General features: G+C 47.1%; 16 protein-coding genes and 1 pseudogene. 5 read left to right on the top strand and 12 right to left on the bottom strand.

Translation table 11 applies throughout. The annotated features are described in order from the left end of the window. Positions 1 to 82: 82 nt before the first annotated feature. The 7 genes and pseudogenes from QUA25_RS14140 to QUA25_RS14110 form a co-directional block, all read right to left on the bottom strand. A complete protein-coding gene (locus QUA25_RS14140; protein ID WP_333038788.1) occupies positions 83 to 292 on the bottom strand; it encodes a hypothetical protein in 210 nt (69 codons plus the stop codon). A gap of 59 nt (positions 293 to 351) precedes the next feature. Next, positions 352 to 627: pseudogene (locus QUA25_RS14135) on the bottom strand (IS1 family transposase); the annotation flags it as partial. Positions 628 to 677: 50 nt separating this feature from the next. Further along, entirely contained in the window at positions 678 to 971 is a 294-nt protein-coding gene (locus tag QUA25_RS14130; RefSeq protein ID WP_333038786.1) for a TIGR03792 family protein, read from the bottom strand. A gap of 26 nt (positions 972 to 997) precedes the next feature. Then, positions 998 to 3208 carry a PAS domain S-box protein gene (locus tag QUA25_RS14125; RefSeq protein WP_333038785.1) on the bottom strand — a complete coding sequence of 737 codons (2211 nt, stop codon included), beginning with the start codon at positions 3206 to 3208 and terminating at the stop codon, positions 998 to 1000. A gap of 589 nt (positions 3209 to 3797) precedes the next feature. After that, positions 3798 to 5006 (bottom strand): AAA family ATPase, encoded by a 1209-nt coding sequence (locus tag QUA25_RS14120; RefSeq protein WP_333038783.1) that lies wholly within the window; start codon positions 5004 to 5006, stop codon positions 3798 to 3800. Between the two features lie 71 nt (positions 5007 to 5077). Further along, positions 5078 to 5623, bottom strand: a complete 546-nt coding sequence (locus QUA25_RS14115) for an RNA 2'-phosphotransferase (protein WP_333038781.1) — start codon at positions 5621 to 5623, stop codon at positions 5078 to 5080. A 322-nt stretch (positions 5624 to 5945) separates the two neighbouring features. Further along, complete coding sequence (locus QUA25_RS14110) at positions 5946 to 6629, bottom strand: class I SAM-dependent methyltransferase (protein ID WP_333038779.1); 684 nt, start codon at positions 6627 to 6629, stop codon at positions 5946 to 5948. Positions 6630 to 7145: 516 nt separating this feature from the next. On the opposite strand from QUA25_RS14110, the gene QUA25_RS14105 reads away from it, so the two are divergent. Then, on the top strand, positions 7146 to 10016 hold the full coding sequence (locus QUA25_RS14105; protein WP_333038778.1) for a diguanylate cyclase: 2871 nt from the start codon (positions 7146 to 7148) through the stop codon (positions 10014 to 10016). A gap of 147 nt (positions 10017 to 10163) precedes the next feature. Continuing rightward, complete coding sequence (locus QUA25_RS14100) at positions 10164 to 10745, top strand: Uma2 family endonuclease (RefSeq protein WP_333038777.1); 582 nt, start codon at positions 10164 to 10166, stop codon at positions 10743 to 10745. Positions 10746 to 10804: 59 nt separating this feature from the next. Here QUA25_RS14100 and QUA25_RS14095 read toward each other — a convergent pair whose 3' ends face one another. Both QUA25_RS14095 and QUA25_RS29480 read right to left on the bottom strand, forming a co-directional pair. Then, on the bottom strand, positions 10805 to 11011 hold the full coding sequence (locus QUA25_RS14095; protein ID WP_333038774.1) for a DUF6887 family protein: 207 nt from the start codon (positions 11009 to 11011) through the stop codon (positions 10805 to 10807). Beyond that, entirely contained in the window at positions 11011 to 11187 is a 177-nt protein-coding gene (locus tag QUA25_RS29480; RefSeq protein ID WP_445242217.1) for a DUF6888 family protein, read from the bottom strand. The genes QUA25_RS14095 and QUA25_RS29480 overlap by 1 nt, the downstream gene beginning before the upstream one ends. A gap of 212 nt (positions 11188 to 11399) precedes the next feature. Between QUA25_RS29480 and QUA25_RS14090 the strand changes: the two genes are divergently transcribed. The 3 genes from QUA25_RS14090 to QUA25_RS14080 all read left to right on the top strand — a co-directional run bounded on the left by QUA25_RS14090 (position 11400) and on the right by QUA25_RS14080 (position 13282). Further along, complete coding sequence (locus QUA25_RS14090) at positions 11400 to 11693, top strand: hypothetical protein (RefSeq protein WP_333038771.1); 294 nt, start codon at positions 11400 to 11402, stop codon at positions 11691 to 11693. Beyond that, the gene (locus QUA25_RS14085) at positions 11680 to 12837 is read left to right on the top strand and encodes a DUF6745 domain-containing protein (RefSeq protein WP_333038769.1); all 1158 of its coding nucleotides are present in this window, start codon (positions 11680 to 11682) and stop codon (positions 12835 to 12837) included. The genes QUA25_RS14090 and QUA25_RS14085 overlap by 14 nt, the downstream gene beginning before the upstream one ends. Positions 12838 to 13021: 184 nt before the next feature. After that, on the top strand, positions 13022 to 13282 hold the full coding sequence (locus QUA25_RS14080; RefSeq protein WP_333038768.1) for a hypothetical protein: 261 nt from the start codon (positions 13022 to 13024) through the stop codon (positions 13280 to 13282). Between the two features lie 153 nt (positions 13283 to 13435). On the opposite strand, the gene QUA25_RS14075 is transcribed toward QUA25_RS14080, so the two are convergent. The 3 genes from QUA25_RS14075 to ntrB all read right to left on the bottom strand — a co-directional run bounded on the left by QUA25_RS14075 (position 13436) and on the right by ntrB (position 17509). Beyond that, positions 13436 to 14281 carry a nitrate ABC transporter ATP-binding protein gene (locus QUA25_RS14075; protein ID WP_333038765.1) on the bottom strand — a complete coding sequence of 282 codons (846 nt, stop codon included), beginning with the start codon at positions 14279 to 14281 and terminating at the stop codon, positions 13436 to 13438. A 166-nt stretch (positions 14282 to 14447) separates the two neighbouring features. Then, on the bottom strand, positions 14448 to 16448 hold the full coding sequence (locus tag QUA25_RS14070) for a nitrate ABC transporter ATP-binding protein (RefSeq protein WP_333038762.1): 2001 nt from the start codon (positions 16446 to 16448) through the stop codon (positions 14448 to 14450). A gap of 218 nt (positions 16449 to 16666) precedes the next feature. Beyond that, positions 16667 to 17509 carry a nitrate ABC transporter permease gene (gene ntrB, locus QUA25_RS14065; protein WP_333038759.1) on the bottom strand — a complete coding sequence of 281 codons (843 nt, stop codon included), beginning with the start codon at positions 17507 to 17509 and terminating at the stop codon, positions 16667 to 16669. Positions 17510 to 17520: the final 11 nt, after the last annotated feature.

Here is a 17520-nt window from a genome sequence, read left to right as displayed (position 1 = left end):
TCAACAATAAATATCTCAAAGTGTTGTTTTATTGTACACAGTAGCTAATTTACGATGATTACATTTATGTCCTATAACTTAACTATACAGAGGCTTTGATTGTTTTCGGAGATGTCTCTTTGATATATGGCTTCTGTACAGGTGGCAAAGTGTAAAGACTTTCCTGTTTTTCGAGCAAGCCGCGCTGCGATATAGATTGCAATGCGTTTAGCAAATATGATGATGATATTTGTCCGTTTTGTACCAATTTGGCGAAGTTGACTGGCTGGTTTTCTGTGGTCAACAATGACATGACTTGTTTTTCTAGTTCGGAAGTGGGTAGTCCTGGATAGTCATGAAAAAATAAGGCTTTCACTCTCTAGATAAACAGGCGTTATACTCATGAATAAAATACCCGATTGCTCCAATATGATTGGAGAGCTTTTAGAAAAGGAAAGAGTTTTTCTGACTAAACGAGATATTCTTTGTCTCATCGTATTGTTAAATCTTTCTATATAGGAAGTTTAGCCACTTTCCTTGACTACTGATTGGTGTCTCTTTTTTGGAAAAACTCTCTGATAAGCACTCCAAAAGTCGGTGAATAAACAAGCACCTTGACTCTGGAACTGTCGGTAGAGAATCCCACAATCCTTGAGTTCCTAAATGGTGACTAATGGCTAATGACTGATGACTGATGACTAATGCAAAAACTTGCGGACTTGATATTCGCGACTTTCGGCGATCGCAATTTGCAAATCGCCCATTTTGGCATCCAACTCCTCGATTGTGCTTTGTGGCACAGACTTCCACTTCTCCCTAGTTTCCCAGCGAATCACCATCACCACCTCATTTTCCACCGGATCTACCCAAATTTCTTTGCCTAAAAAACCGTCCCAACTTTTTAGTCCCGCCGTCCAAACTTCCTGATCTCGCTGAATAAACTGCTCCCACTTTTCTTGAGGTACTTTAAATTTTAGCCACTCAATTACCATCTTATTTCCTATTTGTAAATAGCTAATTAATCGTTGCCGATCGCAATTTTAATTATCAACTCAGTTCCCTCTCCCGGACGCGAAACACAGTGCAACTTACCGCCGTGCTTTTCTACTACTAAATGCTGGGATATTGCTAGACCCAAACCAGTGCTCGTGTCTGGACATTTAGTGGTAAACAAAGGGTCAAAGATGCAGTCGAGGACTTCTTCAGTCATGCCAGGGCCGTTGTCACTAATGGCGATCGCCACTTCGTTTTCCCCTACCACGGAAGTCCGAATCCGAATTTCGGGATTGAATACTTCAGCTCTCGACCTGCCTGAAGACAAGTAAGACGGATTTTGAATTTTACCATACTTTTCGGGATTTCTCCCCCCTTCTTCCAAAGCGTCGATCGCATTTGTCAACAAGTGCATGAACACTTGGTTTAAGTGTCCCGCATAGCAGTGAACTCGCGGCAAATCTCCGTACTCTTTAACTAGAGAAATCCCCGGCCGTCCCCCTTTAGCTTGCAGGCGATTTTGCAAGATCAGCAAAGTGCTGTCCAAACCTTCGTGGATATCAGCAGGCTTCATTTGGGCTTCGTCGGTACGCGAGAACAAGCGGAGCGATCGCACGACATCGCGAATCCTTTCGGAACCCACTTTCATTGAATTTAGCAGTTTTGGCAAGTCTCTTTTGATGAAGTCTAAGTCTAATTCCTCCATCAAATCTTGAATTTCCGGCACGGGATGGGGATAATTCTTTTGGTAAAGGTCGATCGCTCGCAGCAGTTCTTGAATGTAGCCAGTGGCATGGCTGACATTGCCGGAGATAAAACTAACTGGATTATTAATTTCGTGCGCTATTCCTGCTACCAACTGCCCCAGAGATGACATCTTTTCTGTTTGAATCAGTTGAGTTTGAGTTTGCTGCAAAATTAACAGCGTCTGCTCTAATTTAGCCGCTTGTTGTCGCAGGCGTTCTTCTGATTCTTGCAAAGCTAAAAGTGACTGTTTGCTTTCTGTAATATCCAACCCCACAAATACCGCCGCCGTATTGTTATGGTATTTTTGAGCCACTATTAGATAAGTTTTATTTTCTCCTCTAATGCTCGCTGTTACTTCTTGAGATGTTTTCTTTTTATGGTTGGCAAAGAACTCGTATACTAAATCGTTAAATTTGGGACTTGTCTCTAAAAAACCTACTTTTTGACCGAAAAATAGTTCTGCGGGCATTTTGTAAGCGCTAGCTAAATGTCGATTTACTCCCAAATAGCGCAAATCGGAACTTACCCAAGAAACTAATCCCGGCACCGCGTCCAAAACGGCTTGAAGTTGCTCTTTAGCCTCTACGAGCGCTGATTCTGCTGCGAGGCGAGCAGAAATATCGCGGGCGATCGCGCAGCGGTATTCGCAGCCGCCGTATTCTAAATAATTGACTTTAACTTCGACGGAAAAACTGGCGCCGTCTTTGGTTTTGTAACTGGTTTCAAAAGTGAGGTTGGTTTGCTGCTTGAGTTGAGCCCAGTGTTCTCGCCAATCCGATGCTGGCAAATGCGAATCGATGTCGCTAACCCTCATGTTTAGCAGTTCCGATTCCGAGTAGCCGAAAAGATGGCAAGCGGCTTTGTTCGCGTAGCAAATTTGACCGTCGGAGGTACTAAAAAAGATTGTATCAGCAGCATTTTCGAGGGCAATTTGAGTTAGTTGTGGTATTGTTCCTAACTGCTTGCTTTTGACCTCGGACTGAAATTTATTAGAGCAATTGGTTTGAGCGGGAGCCTCACCTATCTTAGATGCCAACAAAATCAAACCGCCGATCGCACCTTCGCTATTTTTCCAAGGCTGAAATACCCATCTTACCGACTCGCTGACAGAGCCACTTGCGGTTTTTCCTGATACAGATGCGAGCGATCGCCCTGCCACAAACTCGCTGTATTCCAAAACTCCCGTCAAACAAGCCTGGGCATTTTGCTCCCAATATTCCGGGAGATTCGGGAACAGTTCCCAATGAGATCGGCCGATCGCCTCGCCGTCGCCCAACCCGCAATCTGTTTCCCAGCGACGAGAAACCGACAGATAGCGCATTTCACAATCTACCATTGCCACGGCTTCGGCGGAGCGCTCCACAAACCGCCGAAATCTGTCTTTACTCTCGGACACGGTTGCCTCTGCGGGTTGTTGGGCGATCGGGAAAGTCCCGTCAACGTACCTTCCCAGTCCCTGACTTTTTTGCTGAACTGGCTTAGTTTGCACGGTTTGGGATTTCCTCCATAGCTGTCAAGTTTGAAAAATTCTGTTTGAGACCAAAAATGCTGTTTTTCCCTGATTTGCTCTCTCGGACGATACCCTTAGAGGGTATCACCCATCATTGATATCATTTTTGATGGGGATATGTCTATAGGCATTAGTGTCAATTTAAGACCAAAGCTAGTGCCCGGTTGCTGTTTGACGATTAGGCATAGATCGCGCTGGCGCCCCCCGAATAATAGTCGGAGGGGACTGGAGTGATCTCTTGTCTCCCCCGACTATTCCGGGGCGCAAGAGGGCAGCGAGACTAGGCAAAAAACGAGAGATAAAAAGGGTTTTAGGCGATAATTGACCGCAATGGTCTAGAGGTACCCAAGAAAGTTTCCCCCACACTTTGATATTCAGAAGATTTCCTGGTGATTGTTCGGTATTTTATACAAGTCCCCAAAAGAATGCAACTGTATGCCCGCGATCCAAATCATGAGCTTCTTCAGTCATTCCCAATTCTTTCATTGAAAATCCCACATCGAACATGGTATGAGATCATCGTGTAGCCAGTGCGATCGCCAGATAGCTTGAGAATGCAAGAGAGCGCTCAAACAAATTTGTGCGTAAATTCACTGGTAAAATCCACTCTTCCTTTCCGTAACATTGCAGGATCTAATCTTTCAGTGGTGTTGCAAGTCATCAAAACTACGAGTTTTTGCTGAAATTGAATGCCGTGTTCGTCGATGACGCTTTGATACAAAGTTCCATCCAGCAAACTCAAAATGTGTTCAGTTTTGTTAGTGCGTTGGGCTTCTGCAGTCGATCGATCTTGAGCCAAATTATCAGCCTCATTGATAATAATACAAATCCGCTCTAAATAACTCGGTGGCACAAAATTTTCCACAGCATCGTGATCTAAGATAAAAATTACATAACCCAGCGGCACTAAAATTTCCTTTGCTACCGCTTGCGTCCAAGCAGTTTTGCCCGTACCCGGTTCGCCACTAACCAAAACAGCCAACTGATTTTGATCCAAAATTGCCTGCTGAACAGTATCCGTAAAACTTTGAACCTCCGCAGAAAACGTGCGAATTGGGAACTGGCTGTGAACCTGTCCGACGCGGCTTTTGTACCCGCCCAGAATCACCGCTAAATTATAAGTTGCCTTGCTAACGAGTGGCGCAATATCTTGGCTAATTAGAGTGTAGCAGCGTCTTCCCCTGTCGTAGCTGTCAATTTGTAGCCAGCAGCCGAATCGATCCCAAGAAGCATAAACAGTACCCAAAACTTCCAAGCGTTCCCAGCTAACAAATCGCTCCGGGGGATAAGAAAAATGTCGCTCCATAAAAGACTGGGTAATTGTATCGGGTTTCCCTAGCAAAGCCAGAACTTTGAAAACAGTAATTTCTTGGAGTTTGTTGAGAACGTAGTCGATGGGAATGCTAGCGCGGCTGACCAATTGCACCACAGGCGTTTCGGTAACTAAAACGTCTTTGTAGCGGTAATCCGGGTAAACAGGCTGCGGAGTAATGTAATCCCAAAATTCATCAATTTCGTAGCGAGTATTTTCCGAAAATACATTTAAAATATTGGCCCACCAAGTATATTGGTGTCGTCCCATTGCGTCGGCAATATCGCTAGCTGCACCTAAAGTTTTTTGAGCTAGTTCTTGGGGGTCGCTAGACGCTAAATGTACCAGGTGTTCCCAATCAAATTGACGATAAAAAGGTCGCCAACCCGAGCCTAGCAGACCTCTATTTTGAGAATTGTTTTGATGAAAATTGTTTTCGCGATCGCCCATATCTTCCGCACTCATTTTGCAAAACTCCTACTTACTCTTATTTTACAGTTTTTGTGCTACACATTCTACAAAAAAACTGAAATTTATCAACTTATTTTTAGATAAGCGGGCGGCACAAAATCTACTAACCAAACTTTGTTTTCCGAGCAGTAAAATGTATGACCATCGCGTTGCATAGCTGCGGCATCTACAGTAAAGACTGCCGGGATGCCATGTCTTGCACCTACTTGGCGCGCCGTCTGGATATTTACGGACAAATGAACATGATGCCGCGACATTTTCCTAATTCCTTGACTGAGAATAGACTCGACGGCAGTGCTACCTGTTCCGTGATATAAAATATCCGGGGGAACAGCGGGTTCTAACTGCAAGTCAACCTCTACTGTGTGTCCTTGGTTGGCACGAATTAGAGTGCCTGTGGAGTCAAAAGAAAAGCGCTGTTTGTCGTTTTGCGCGACTACTTTTTTGAGTTCTGCAAGCTGAACTGGAAAGTTATTTTTTTGGCACGCATCGAGGAGTTCGCTAACAGGAATCCAGCCACCGGGAGCGAGTTCAATGCCGATGCACCCGGGGGCGTGACGCAGGTGTTTGCTGAGATATCGGCTGATTTTTACTAATCGAGAATCGTTCATACTTTTACTTTATTTATTCAGATTTTAAATCACCTTTTAGCAAATGTCAGTTGCGGGTTATATCGTCGGGTGGGAGCGGGTTTATTGAATATGTTTGCACTGCCAGAGGACTCTTGAGTGAACCCGCTCTTACAGGTTTTCGGAAAATGATTCCTGGACGTAGAAAATGGTCTTACGCGCGAATTATAGCGGGAAAGCTCGCCCTTCAGCACCTACAAAATTAGGTTCTACCTCCGGGAATCAAAAAGTGTTTGAGCGGCGATTTTTCACGAGCTTTATATTTTTATAATTAGCAAAAACTCGGCATTCTGTCTAATGCCTTCTACCTTGGGATAACTCCGCCAAAAATAGCAAAGTTGAGATAGCGCCAGTGACATCCTACGTCGGCAAAACCAGCTTCTGCAAGCCACTTTGTCTGCTCTTCCACAGAGGAGGGAATATCTTCTTCTTGATATTTTTGAAACCAGGCTGCATCGTCCTCTCCGTTAGCTTTCATGTACTGCCGCCACAACTGTTCGTATTGCTCAGTCAGCCGGGGAGTAGCACCTGTCACAATATCTCGAATTAGCAAGATTCCCCCGGGATTCATCGAGTGGAAAAGTTTGTGAAATAGCTGTTGTTTGCCTGGGCTGTCGAGGTGGTGGATTGCCAAGCCTGAAACTACCAAATCGTAACCGCTGCCGAAATCATCTTCGGCAAAGTTTCCTTGCTGCAAGGTCAGCCGTTCTCGGAAAGCGGACAAGTTAGTTTGGCAAGTTTTCAGCATATTTTGGGCCATGTCAAAGGCTAGGACTTTTGCTTGAGGAAATGCTGACAGAATCACAGCCGACAGTATGCCAGTTCCCGCGCCTAAATCCAGAACTTTTATGTTACCCTTAGTTTCAGAAGGGATTAACTGCAATATTACATCGTGTTGCTCGCCATAGCGCGGAATGAGGCGGGGAATTAAGCCGTCATAATCAAAGGCTCTTTGTTCAAATTGCTCGCGTACAGCGTCTAAATTCACAGACGATTTTCCTCAAATTGTTAATAGTTGAGTGCGTCAAGGCAGTTTGCCGGTTATCTTCTCGGAAACCATATTACATTTGATAATACAAAAAATATACAGAGCTGTCAAGATGTTGAAGAAAATAATTTAAAAGAAGTTACGGACGATCGCCAGACACGGACTTTGTGCGCCTTAACAGGCCCGTGATTTGGGAACTGTATAGCCCTGCACATATATCTCCTTCAGTGCAGATGAGGCAGATTGTCACAGACCCGAAAGCCTGCTGAAGACGAGACTTTGTGCCAGATAGTAGGAGTATTTGTGAGAAAAAAGTTGACGGTTATGATACCTGTTTCAAACAAGAATGCAACTGTCGGTGTGTGATCGACACCATAAATTTCTCAGTAATTCCCCCTAGTAAAAGATAAAAGATAAAAGATAAAAAGGAATCAGCCAGCAGCCGATGATCGGCTAGATATGAAAAAATCAGTCCTCAGATTGACAAACTTTAGGCAACTATAAACAAAAATTGAGTTGACTCCCGAGTGGATGTGGTACCTGCCAATTTTTCAGGAAGATGAAGAGATACAAAATATTACACCCGCCGGTGCGGGAAAGAAAATTGTGATAATGAATCAGGATGCGAGTAGATTAGGTGTCAGCCGTCAGGGGAAAATAGAAGCAATGGAAATCCAACAACGGAGTAAGGATAAGCCCGATCGCCAGCAACACAACGCGCCCGATCGGCTCGGTCAATTTTCTACGACAAAAGAACTAGATTGGTCGCTACAAGAATGTTTAGATTTTAAAAGAGCGCTCGACCGATCGGCACTTGCGGTGAGGACTGACGCGCGAGGAATTATCAACTATGTCAGCGAACAAGTTTGCTCCATCTCCAACTATTGCCAAGCCCAACTAATCGGCAGCCACTTCCGCATCCTCCATTCGGAATATAAATCTTCGGAATTAATCAAAAATCTGCTGTCAACTGTTGCCAAAGGTGAAGTTTGGCAAGGAGACATTAAGAATAAAGCCAAGAATGGAACTGATTATTGGGTGTACGCAACAGTAGTTCCACTGTTGGACTGTAAGGGAAAACCGTGTCAGTATTTGGCGATCGGATTCGACATCACCGATCGCAAAGCCGTTGAAGCAGCCCAAGCCGAAGCCAACCGGGCAAAAGACGAATTTCTGGCGATCGCTTCCCACGAACTGCGATCGCCCCTGAGTGCGATTTTGGGATGGGCGCAGTTAGCTCGATCGCGCAATTTAAACGAAGCCACCACTAACCGCGCTTTGGAAATCATCGAGCGCAACGCCAAATTACAAAACCGTCAAATAGACAATCTCCTCGACCTCTCGCGGTTGCTGCGGGGGAAAGTGTGCCTCAACATCGGCCCAGTTCACCTCCCGTCTATCATAGAATCTGCGATCGACACCCTCCGTCCCGCCGCCGATGCTAAAAACCTCCGCCTAGAAAAACATTTCGACCCCGCCGTCAGCTACGTTTTGGCAGATGCAGAACGGTTGCAGCAAGTAGTCTGGAACCTCCTAGCCAACGCCATCAAATTCACCCCAGAATCGACACCATACCCAGTTCAAGTGCGGATCAAGCCTACTGAGTCGGGCGTGTTGATTAGGGTCACCGACAGCGGTTGCGGCATCGACCCCAAATTTTTGCCGCACATCTTTGACTACTTCCGCCCTGCAGACAGCTTCCAGAACAAGGAACAAAATCGGCTTGGGCTCGGGCTCTCAATTGTGCGACAGTTGGTGGAACTGCACGGGGGAAGTGTTTGGGCTTCGAGTCCCGGCCTCGGTCAGGGGGCGACCTTTGGGGTACTGCTACCGAGCGCCAATAAAAATGCACCCGACGATCGCACTGCTGCGATCGCCCAAAAGGAAAGCAAACCCGGATCGGTTTCCAAACCCCTAGCGGGAAAGGAAGTCCTGGTGGTGGAAAGCAGCGCCGAAATCCGGCAATTTCTCAAAACTGGCCTCGAAGCATTTGGAGCCAAGGTAATAGCGGTGGGTAGCGCCTGCGAAGCGATGGCCGAGTTGCAACAGTCGCGACCCGACGTGTTGGTGAGCGATATGACGGTATCGGGAGCCGACGGCTGCGATTTGATCCGCCGCATCAGAGCAATGGAAATGTCCGAGCACAGGGAACTGCTGCCGGCCGTGGCGCTGACGGGAGGTATTGAGGAAGAAGATTCGGCCGAAGCGCTGGAGGCGGGGTTTCAGAGGCATTTGTCGAAGCCGGTGGAAGCGAATCAGTTGGTGAGCGCGATCGCCCAATTGGCTGGACTGACGGGGTTCGGCTCTGGAGAGTGGGGTTCGGGAAATGTCCGGGGGACTACACCCCAGGCTGCGCTGCCGAAACCTAACAGTTTTGACGACAAAAATCATCTGGAAGAATTAACAAGTGACAGCCGAGAATTACCGCTGTTGCTGGTAGTAGAAGACAACAATTTTCTGCTGGCTTACCTCCAAACTTTATTAAGTCCGTACTATCGAGTCGCCGTCGCGAGTGACGGGGTTGAAGGTTTAGAAAAAGCCAAAAGTTTGCAGCCAAATTTGATTGTTAGCGACCAAGTTATGCCCAGACAAAACGGCCTGGATTTGCTCAAGGAGATTCGGAACACGCCAGAATTGAAATCTACTCCGGTAATCTTTTTGACAGCCCGATCGGGGATGGAATCTCGGATCGAAAGTTTGGATGCGGGTGCTGACGATTATATTTCAAAGCCTTTTGACGATAGGGAATTGCTCGCGAGGGTGAGAAATTTGTTGCGCTCGCACTCAGCCGAACAGCAGTTGGCGGAACTCAACCGTCAGTTGCTGCAGCAGAAACAGCAGTTAGAAACAGTGAATCGAGCCTTGCATTATTTGGCAAATTACGACAGTTTGACTGAGGTAAGAAACCGCCACTCTTTTAATGAATACCTTGATACGGAATGGCGGCGTTTGGCGAGGGAAGAAGCACCGCTGTCTTTAATTATGTGCGACATTGATTATTTCAAACTTTACAACGACACTTATGGTCACCAAGCGGGGGATGAATGTTTGCGGCAAGTGGCGGCGGTGATCCAGCATTCGGTAAAGCGAGCGGCAGATTTAGTCGCGCGTTACGGTGGAGAAGAATTTGTAGTAGTTTTGCCGAATACGGATATTGAAGGTGCGACTTGCGTAGCTGAAATGATCGCACAACAGGTGCGGGGTTTGCACATAGCTCACGCTAAGTCTGCTGTCAGCGAATATGTGACGCTGAGTTTGGGTGTAGCTTGCTGCATTCCGGAAACGAAGTCGCAGCCGGGGGAGCTAATTGCGATCGCCGACGAGTCGCTTTATCGAGCGAAAGAAGCAGGGCGCGATCGAGTTTCGGTTGCCGCATTTGAAGGATAATATAATAGTTAAATCAACTTGTATGGTGTGTCAGAGATCGATCCTTTCGATTTAAACAGGTTTTTTGGCTCAGACGCAACATACAAATGTGCTGGCAAACTTGGGTGAATTCAAATTGCTATAAATATAGTTAAAGAAGGTCGTGCCATGACTGCAACCTTAGACAAACCAAAAGACCAGCGTTTAATTCACTCCGGGATTGATTGGCAACAATTCAAGCTAATCGAGCAGGGGTTTTGTGATTCCCCCGACATCCGACTTTTTTATTTCAAAGGTCAGGTAGAAATCTTGGCAGTTTCGCAAGAAGATGAAGTCTTCAGCGGTGTCATCGCCCTGTTGGTGGGTACGTATTTTGTAGAAAAAGAAATCGATTTTACTACCACAGGAAGCTTTACCCAGGAAAAAGAAGGAAAAGCCTCCGCACAAGCAGACCAATCTTACTTAATTGGCAGAGGATCGGGAGGTATTGCAGACCTCTCGATCGAAGTTTTATTTACTAGCGGCAACGAAAGCAAGTTGAATCCTTACCAAGCCTTGGGAGTCCCCGAAGTTTGGTTTTGGGAGGATGGAGTATTTGGCCTTTATCATTTGCGATCGCACGGATATGAAAAAATTGACCAAAGCGAAGTTCTGCCCGGTTTAGACATCAACCTGCTGTCTCGCTGCTTGCTGATGGCTTCTAGGGTGGAAGCAGTTAAGGAGTTTCGGCGCGGGATTTCTGCGGTTTAGAGAAAAAGTGGCTTGGGCGCTCGCTCCCCCATTTATAAATATATTGTTAGGATACAAGACTAATCTTTCTCGTCTTTCATTTGCTGGCGAATGGCTGCCTCAATCTTAGTATCGAAATCCAAATCTCCCACTTTTGTTATGATTGAATTGGAGCGCTTTTTCCGCCTGTATAAGTAGGCTTGCAGTGCAGCTTCCTCCCCGCGATTTTTAATAAAATAACGCTTCAATTCTCCATATGACATTGCAGTATAGTATACTTGGCTCATTAAAATACCTCCCCATTTGGATCAATTTCAATCTCCGTTTCCTCGTCATATGTAGCCAATACAAACAAGTTTTTGCTTCTCTCGTTAACACAAACGAGGTGAATAGGTTGCAATGCCAAATATGTCAAGTAATAACTGATTCGATACAAACCCTCTAGCTGCGCGTAGGTAGGCATTCAAACCTAAAACTTTCTCGAAACTGGCATCTACTGTAGCATTCCTGTTTGCGATCGCACTTTCACCCTCGAAGATAACGCCTGTCAGTGCAGCAAAGAGTTATGGAATTTGGTTTGTGGCTCTTGACAGCTATGTATTACAAGTGTAGTATCGAGTTGCGGTAGAAAAGCTCGATCGACCGACACCAGCAAACAAAATTTAGAAAAAACCTATGCAACCCATCCGACAAGGTGACGTAATTCTCACCCCCGTACCGAAAATCGAAGGAGAAAAAAAACCTCACCTAACTCTCGCCGAAGGTGAAGTCACCGGACATTCTCACCAGATTATTGAGGGACAAGCTGAACTTTACGAAAAAGACGGCACTCTGTACTTGCGGGTGCTTTCACCGACAGCTTTATTGAGTCACGAAGAACACCATGCGATCGCAATTCCCGCAGGTAATTGGATGGTGCGAATTCAGCGGGAATATGAGCCGCAAGGTTGGAGGTATGTCGCAGACTAAGGTTAAAAAACTGACGCCCGAACAAGCAGCTTTGATTCCAGTTTATCGGGAAAAGTGGAGAGCGATCTCGCTTTCCACTGGTCCGATAAATCGCTCGCAAGCGGAGGAAACAATTAAATCGGCTTACAGTGCGATCGGCAAAAAAGCACCGGAAATCATTTTTGTAGATCGCCCCTACGAAGCTGCGGATCTAATCGTCAGTCGATTTGACAATCCCAGCAGCGAACTGCGGAGCCAATTCGAGACAAAACTTCGCAGCCCGCTAGAAAAACAACTGCGGGGTTATTTGGGAAGCCAACTAGAAACCGAACTGCAAAACCAACTGCCAACTCAACTGGAACAACGACTTTATACTCAACTGAAAACGCAATTGTGGGAGCCGGAGCGAAATTATTTAGCTGGCGAAATATCAAGCCAATTGCCACCGCAACAGGTGATCGATGAGCGGAGTGGAGAAATCCGGCCAACATTAGGAAAACACCTCAGTAATTGCATTCAACCAGAATTGTGGGCTGCTTATGGGAGTTTGTTGGATTTTTGCATTTCGGTCATAAATTTACCACATTCTTACGGCAGAAATTGGATTGTTTTTCAATCGATTGTCCGGGATTGCGGCTGGATTTATCCCTATGACAAAGTTTGCATTGTCTGTGAAAAGCCGATCGCACTTTCCGTTGACAGCAACCACCGCTTGCACGCCGAAGGAAAACCAGCGGTACAATTTGCCGACGGTGTTTCGATTTACGCCTATCACGGCGTGATTTTACCCGAATGGTACGGCAGGCTGCACCCGCACCAGTGGCAGTCTAAGTGGGTGTTGAAGGAACAGAATGCAGAAGTTCGGCGCGCGTTAATTCAGGGAATTACTTACGATCGCATTTGTCAAGAATTAGCCGTGACAGAATTAGATAGTTGGCAGGAATACACTTTATTAAGCATCGAGTTTGAGGATGATTTTGATAACGAGGGCAATGCAAAGCCAGTTTATTTGTTAAAAATGACTTGTCCGAGCACGGGACACATTCACGCTTTGCGCGTGCCGCCTGATGTGCGATCCTCTTCGAGGGCTTCGCTAACGGCTAAAGAAGCAATTCGCTGGGTAAATTGGGACATTGACCCAGAGGAGTTTTCCGTGCAAACCTGAGTAATACAAATTTAAAAAAGTCTGGCTACAATCATCAGTCTTATACCAATTGTTAAAAGTCACAGAACCCCGCGCCGGACTTAGGATCAGGCGTTTCCCTACCCGAGTATCTGTACTTCACTCAACTGGAAACCGCTATTTTGACAAAAACATTAATTCATCAAACACTAATCAACGTCCCACTATGTGCCAGTTCCAAGGGTGGAATGCACCAACCACCGATCGCCCACAAACGGTTAATAACATCAAGAAGAAGCCCACCCTCGATCGAAGGTGGGCTCTGTTCATGCCAGCTTACCGACAGCTAGGCAATCGGGTCTCTTGGCTGGTAGACGTAAAATATCGGAAAAAGATCCGAACGTCCGAAAAAACTTCTCGTCCACCATTAAGCTTCAGTTTACCCAACCCGATCGGGAAAATTGCGCCCGCAGCGATGTTCCCCTGACATCGGGGAACACTGGGGCTTAAACTTTTCAATAGACTTCTGCAAAAAAGCTCGTCTTGGGCCGGCAGGATGCCCAACGCCTACTCCGCACAAGAATTAAACTTGTTCGAGAAGTCTCATAATTCTCCTGTTTAACTTTGATTTCCCAACCGATTAGGCATCGTGATCGTGTGCAAAGCGACGGAACAGGAAATCTAGGGCGTAGTTCCGCAAATTGTAGTATTCCGGATCTTCCATCATTTGAACCCGATCGCGCGGACGCGGGAAAGGAATCTCCAAAACTTCGCCAATTGTCGCCGACGGGCCATTAGTCATCATCACCAGTCGATCGGCTAAAAACAGCGCTTCATCAATATCGTGAGTAATCATCAACACCGTACAGCGGTGATCGTTCCAGATTTTCAGCAACTCTTCTTGCAATTCCTCCTTAGTAATTGCGTCCAGAGCACCAAAAGGTTCGTCTAAAATCAGCACTTTCGGGCGAATTGCCAAGGCGCGGGCGATCGAAACCCGCTGCTTCATCCCCCCCGAAATTTGCGGCGGTCTTTTCTCAGCAGCTTCTGTCAATCCCACCATCGCCAAATGCTCTTTGACGATCGCATTTTTTTCTACCTTCGACTTATTCGGAAATACAGCATTAACCGCCAGATAAACGTTTTCAAACACCGTCCGCCAAGGCAGCAAAGCGTAACCCTGAAACACCACCATGCGATCGGGGCCCGGCTTCGTAATCCGCTGCCCGTTAATCGTCACGGTGCCCTGGCTCGGATGGCTAAAACCCGACACCATATTTAACAGTGTTGATTTGCCGCAGCCCGAGTGTCCTATCAGAGTAATAAACTCTCCCTCAGCTACAGTAAGATTGACGTTTTCTAAAGCCCTGTAACCGTTTGGATATTCTTTGTAAACATTGTCCATCACCAAAAAAGGCTGGCGGCGGCCTTTTCCCCGCTGGATTTGAGTTTTGGTGTTTGTCTGGTTGTTAGTGGTGTTGAGCATGGGTTTAGGAAATTGTGATTGGGTGATTTGCGAAGGAAGAATGAAGAGGCAATAGGGAAGAATGAAGAGGCAATTACTAAGTAGAATTAGCAGTTAACAATTAATAGCTAAAAACCAACAACTAACAATTAGCAATTACCCTGTTTTTATCCAACTCAAAACCGCTCTAAGCAGCTCTGCGGCCGGAATCGAGTACAACTTCCGCCATCGTGAAATCGCGTTTAATCGCCAGATTGTTGAGATAGCCGATCGGATCGTCAGCATTAAACACCGAGCCGTCAAACAAGCTGAGAGAACCCCGAGTGTAATTAATATCAGCCATCCCCAGCTCTCGCGCCGCCGTGCTGAACGCACCGACTCGCACCACCCGTTCCAGAATTTCCACCCAGTTGCGCGGGAACACAGTATCGCCCCAGCGCGCCATCTGCACCATGTGCCACAGTTGTTCGGTGCGGCTTGGGCGATTCACCCCCTCTCCATAAAACAAGTGGTGGGCGTATTCCCGCATCGGAGTATCGAGGTTGCAAGCAACTGATTGCGGGTCGCCGAGTTGGATGTAACTCTTATCAGTAGCGACGTACTCCCTTCCCGCGACTATTTCCGAAACCTCGGCGGCGTGATTTGGATCGGCGCAATACTGGCAAGCTTCCAGCAAAGCTTTGACTAGAGCAATGTGAGTATTGGGATAAGCATTTGCCCAGTCTTCCCGAACTCCGAGAATTTTCCCGGGGTGTCCGGGCCACAGTTCCAAATCTGTCGCCACCGTAAAGCCGACTCCTTCCATCGATGCCCGCAAGTTCCAAGGTTCGCCGACGCAGAAACCGTCAATAGTGCCGCCCTGCAAGTCAACGATCATCTGAGCCGGTGGGATATTTTTCAGCAACACATCGCGATCCGGGTCAATGCCACCGGAAGCCAGCCAGTAACGCAGCAACAGGTTGTGCATCGAAGAAGGGTGAACGATGCCCATACGGTGCGTTTGCGCGGGCGTTCTCTGGAGCATTTTTTTAAAGTCTGCCAGAGTGTAGATCCCTTGGTCGTAAAAGCGTCTCGCGAGGGTAATTCCGTTGCCATTGCGGCTCATGGTGAGGGCTGTAACCGTCGGAATCGGCTTCTCTTGGTGGCCCCCCAAGCTCAACCACACCGCCATTCCAGAGGGCATTTGAGCTGCGTCTAAGTAACCTGCGGCGATGCCGTCTACGATGCCGCGCCAGCTTGTTTCCCGCACGAGGTGGACTTCATCGAGGCCGTGCTTGGCAAAAAAGCCTTTTTCTTTGGCGACAGCGAGGGGAGCACAGGCTGCGAGGGGAATAAAGCCGAGTTCGAGGTTGACTTTTTCCAGGCCGTGACGGGCGATCGCGGGTACTTTCCGCGCCCGCAGTTTTTTGACGCGCTTCTGCTGGTTGAGGAAGTAAATCATTTCGCTACGTAGAGCGTAGTAGCTGGGGTGTGAGACTACTTCCATCCGTTTGCGGGGGCGGGGGATGTCTACTTCGAGAATGCCGCCAATCTTCGATTCTGGGCCGTTGGTGAGCATGACGATGCGATCGCTCAGCAACACGGCCTCATCCACGTCGTGCGTTACCATCAGGGCGCTGATTTCGTACTCTTGGCAAATTTCCATCAACTTTTCTTGCAAGTTGCCGCGAGTCAAAGCATCCAAAGCGCCGAAGGGTTCGTCTAAGAGTAACAGTTTGGGGCGCAGGGCCAGAGCACGGGCGATCGCCACGCGCTGTTTTTGTCCGCCCGACAGCAGTGCGGGTTGCTTCTCAGCGTGGGGCGTCAAGCCCACCATGTCGATGTGTTTTTGAATGATTTCGAGGCGTTCCGCTTTGGGTAAGCCGCTCATTACCGAGTCTACGGCTAGGGTAATGTTTTCTCTGACCGTCCGCCAAGGTAGCAGGGAATAGTTTTGGAATACTACCATGCGATCGGGGCCTGGCTGGGTGATTCTTTGCCCTTCAATTGTCACCAATCCGGATGTCGGCATATCCAAACCTGCGACCATATTTAGCAGCGTAGATTTGCCGCAGCCGGAGTGTCCAATTAAGGAGATAAATTCGCCTTTTTTAATTTCGAGATCGATGCCTTTGAGGGCTATGTATGTCCCGCCATCTGAGAGATTAAAGACTTTTTCTAGTTGTTCTACTGCAATCAAAACAGACATGATTTTCTTGCCTTTTTTGTAGGTTTGTTATTTCGATACCTGCTAATTAACTTCCCAGGCAGAGCCTAGAAGTAGATAGGAGGGAGAGACTGGAAGCATAAATACTGTGACTTTCCCGTAGAATATTATCTACTTCTTCCCTCTTCTTCCTTCGTGTCCTTCCCGTCTTCGCGGTTAAATAATCCTAATTCTTCCGGCCCCAGAGAAGTAACTCAAAACTACTTTCCTTGAGGGGGAGCAATTTTTTGCTGCAACCAAGCCATCATGCGATCTAGCAACAAACCAACAGCCCCAATGTAGAACACCGCTAACAGAATTTCGCTGATGTAGTTTTGCTGGTAAGCATTCCAAATAAAGAAGCCGATACCCGTAATCCCCGACATCACGATTTCCGCTGCAATAATCGCCAGCCAAGCCAAACCGATCGCAATTCTCAATCCTGTGAAGATATAAGGAAGCGCCGACGGAAACAAAATATTCATGTAATATTCCTGACGAGAAAGTTGCAGCACTTTCGCCACGTTGTTGTAATCGTCGGGAATTTGGCGCACACCTTCAGCCGTGTTGATTAAAATCGGCCACACTGAAGTGATAAAAATTACGAACAAAGCAGCAGGTTCGTTTTGTTGCAGTGCAGCCAGGGCGATCGGCACCCAAGCCAAAGGCGCTACCATCCGCAAAAACTGGAAAATCGGATCTAAAGCCTTGTTCAAGAAGGGATTCGTACCTACCAAAACACCCCCAGCAATTCCCACAGCAGCGGCTAGAGTGTAGCCTTTTGCCACCCGTTCCAAACTAGCCAAAGTTTGCCAAAACAAGCCGATTCCGTAGGTTTTGGAATTCATGAAAGGATACAGCAACAATATCCGCGTCCGTTCGTCAGTCCAAACACTTATCGGTCCCGGTAGTTTGATCAGTCCGGTGCTCGACAGGAATTGCCAAACTAATAGAAATCCAATTATTCCCAAAATTGGCGGCAAGATATTTGGAGAATTCTTCTTCCAAAACTCGCCAAATGCTCCTTGTGCATTGCCGCTTCTCCGACTTGTACTTACAGCCATGCTGCTAATCT

Source organism: Microcoleus sp. Pol17C6 (assembly GCF_036701145.1).
Lineage (GTDB): Bacteria > Cyanobacteriota > Cyanobacteriia > Cyanobacteriales > Microcoleaceae > Microcoleus.
The sequence above is the reverse complement of the archived record's forward strand: the minus strand, read 5'-3'. Positions and strand labels throughout refer to the sequence as shown.

Coding starts and splice junctions, on each gene's coding strand:
- QUA25_RS14085 (WP_333038769.1), top strand. CDS start 11,680: ATGTCGCAGACTAAGGTTAAAAAACTGACGCCCGAACAAGCAGCTTTG.
- QUA25_RS14140 (WP_333038788.1), bottom strand. CDS start 292: ATGTCATTGTTGACCACAGAAAACCAGCCAGTCAACTTCGCCAAATTG.
- ntrB (WP_333038759.1), bottom strand. CDS start 17,509: ATGGCTGTAAGTACAAGTCGGAGAAGCGGCAATGCACAAGGAGCATTT.
- QUA25_RS14080 (WP_333038768.1), top strand. CDS start 13,022: ATGTGCCAGTTCCAAGGGTGGAATGCACCAACCACCGATCGCCCACAA.
- QUA25_RS29480 (WP_445242217.1), bottom strand. CDS start 11,187: ATGCCTACCTACGCGCAGCTAGAGGGTTTGTATCGAATCAGTTATTAC.
- QUA25_RS14070 (WP_333038762.1), bottom strand. CDS start 16,448: ATGTCTGTTTTGATTGCAGTAGAACAACTAGAAAAAGTCTTTAATCTC.
- QUA25_RS14115 (WP_333038781.1), bottom strand. CDS start 5,623: ATGAACGATTCTCGATTAGTAAAAATCAGCCGATATCTCAGCAAACAC.
- QUA25_RS14130 (WP_333038786.1), bottom strand. CDS start 971: ATGGTAATTGAGTGGCTAAAATTTAAAGTACCTCAAGAAAAGTGGGAG.
- QUA25_RS14075 (WP_333038765.1), bottom strand. CDS start 14,281: ATGCTCAACACCACTAACAACCAGACAAACACCAAAACTCAAATCCAG.
- QUA25_RS14100 (WP_333038777.1), top strand. CDS start 10,164: ATGACTGCAACCTTAGACAAACCAAAAGACCAGCGTTTAATTCACTCC.
- QUA25_RS14120 (WP_333038783.1), bottom strand. CDS start 5,006: ATGAGTGCGGAAGATATGGGCGATCGCGAAAACAATTTTCATCAAAAC.
- QUA25_RS14090 (WP_333038771.1), top strand. CDS start 11,400: ATGCAACCCATCCGACAAGGTGACGTAATTCTCACCCCCGTACCGAAA.
- QUA25_RS14095 (WP_333038774.1), bottom strand. CDS start 11,011: ATGAGCCAAGTATACTATACTGCAATGTCATATGGAGAATTGAAGCGT.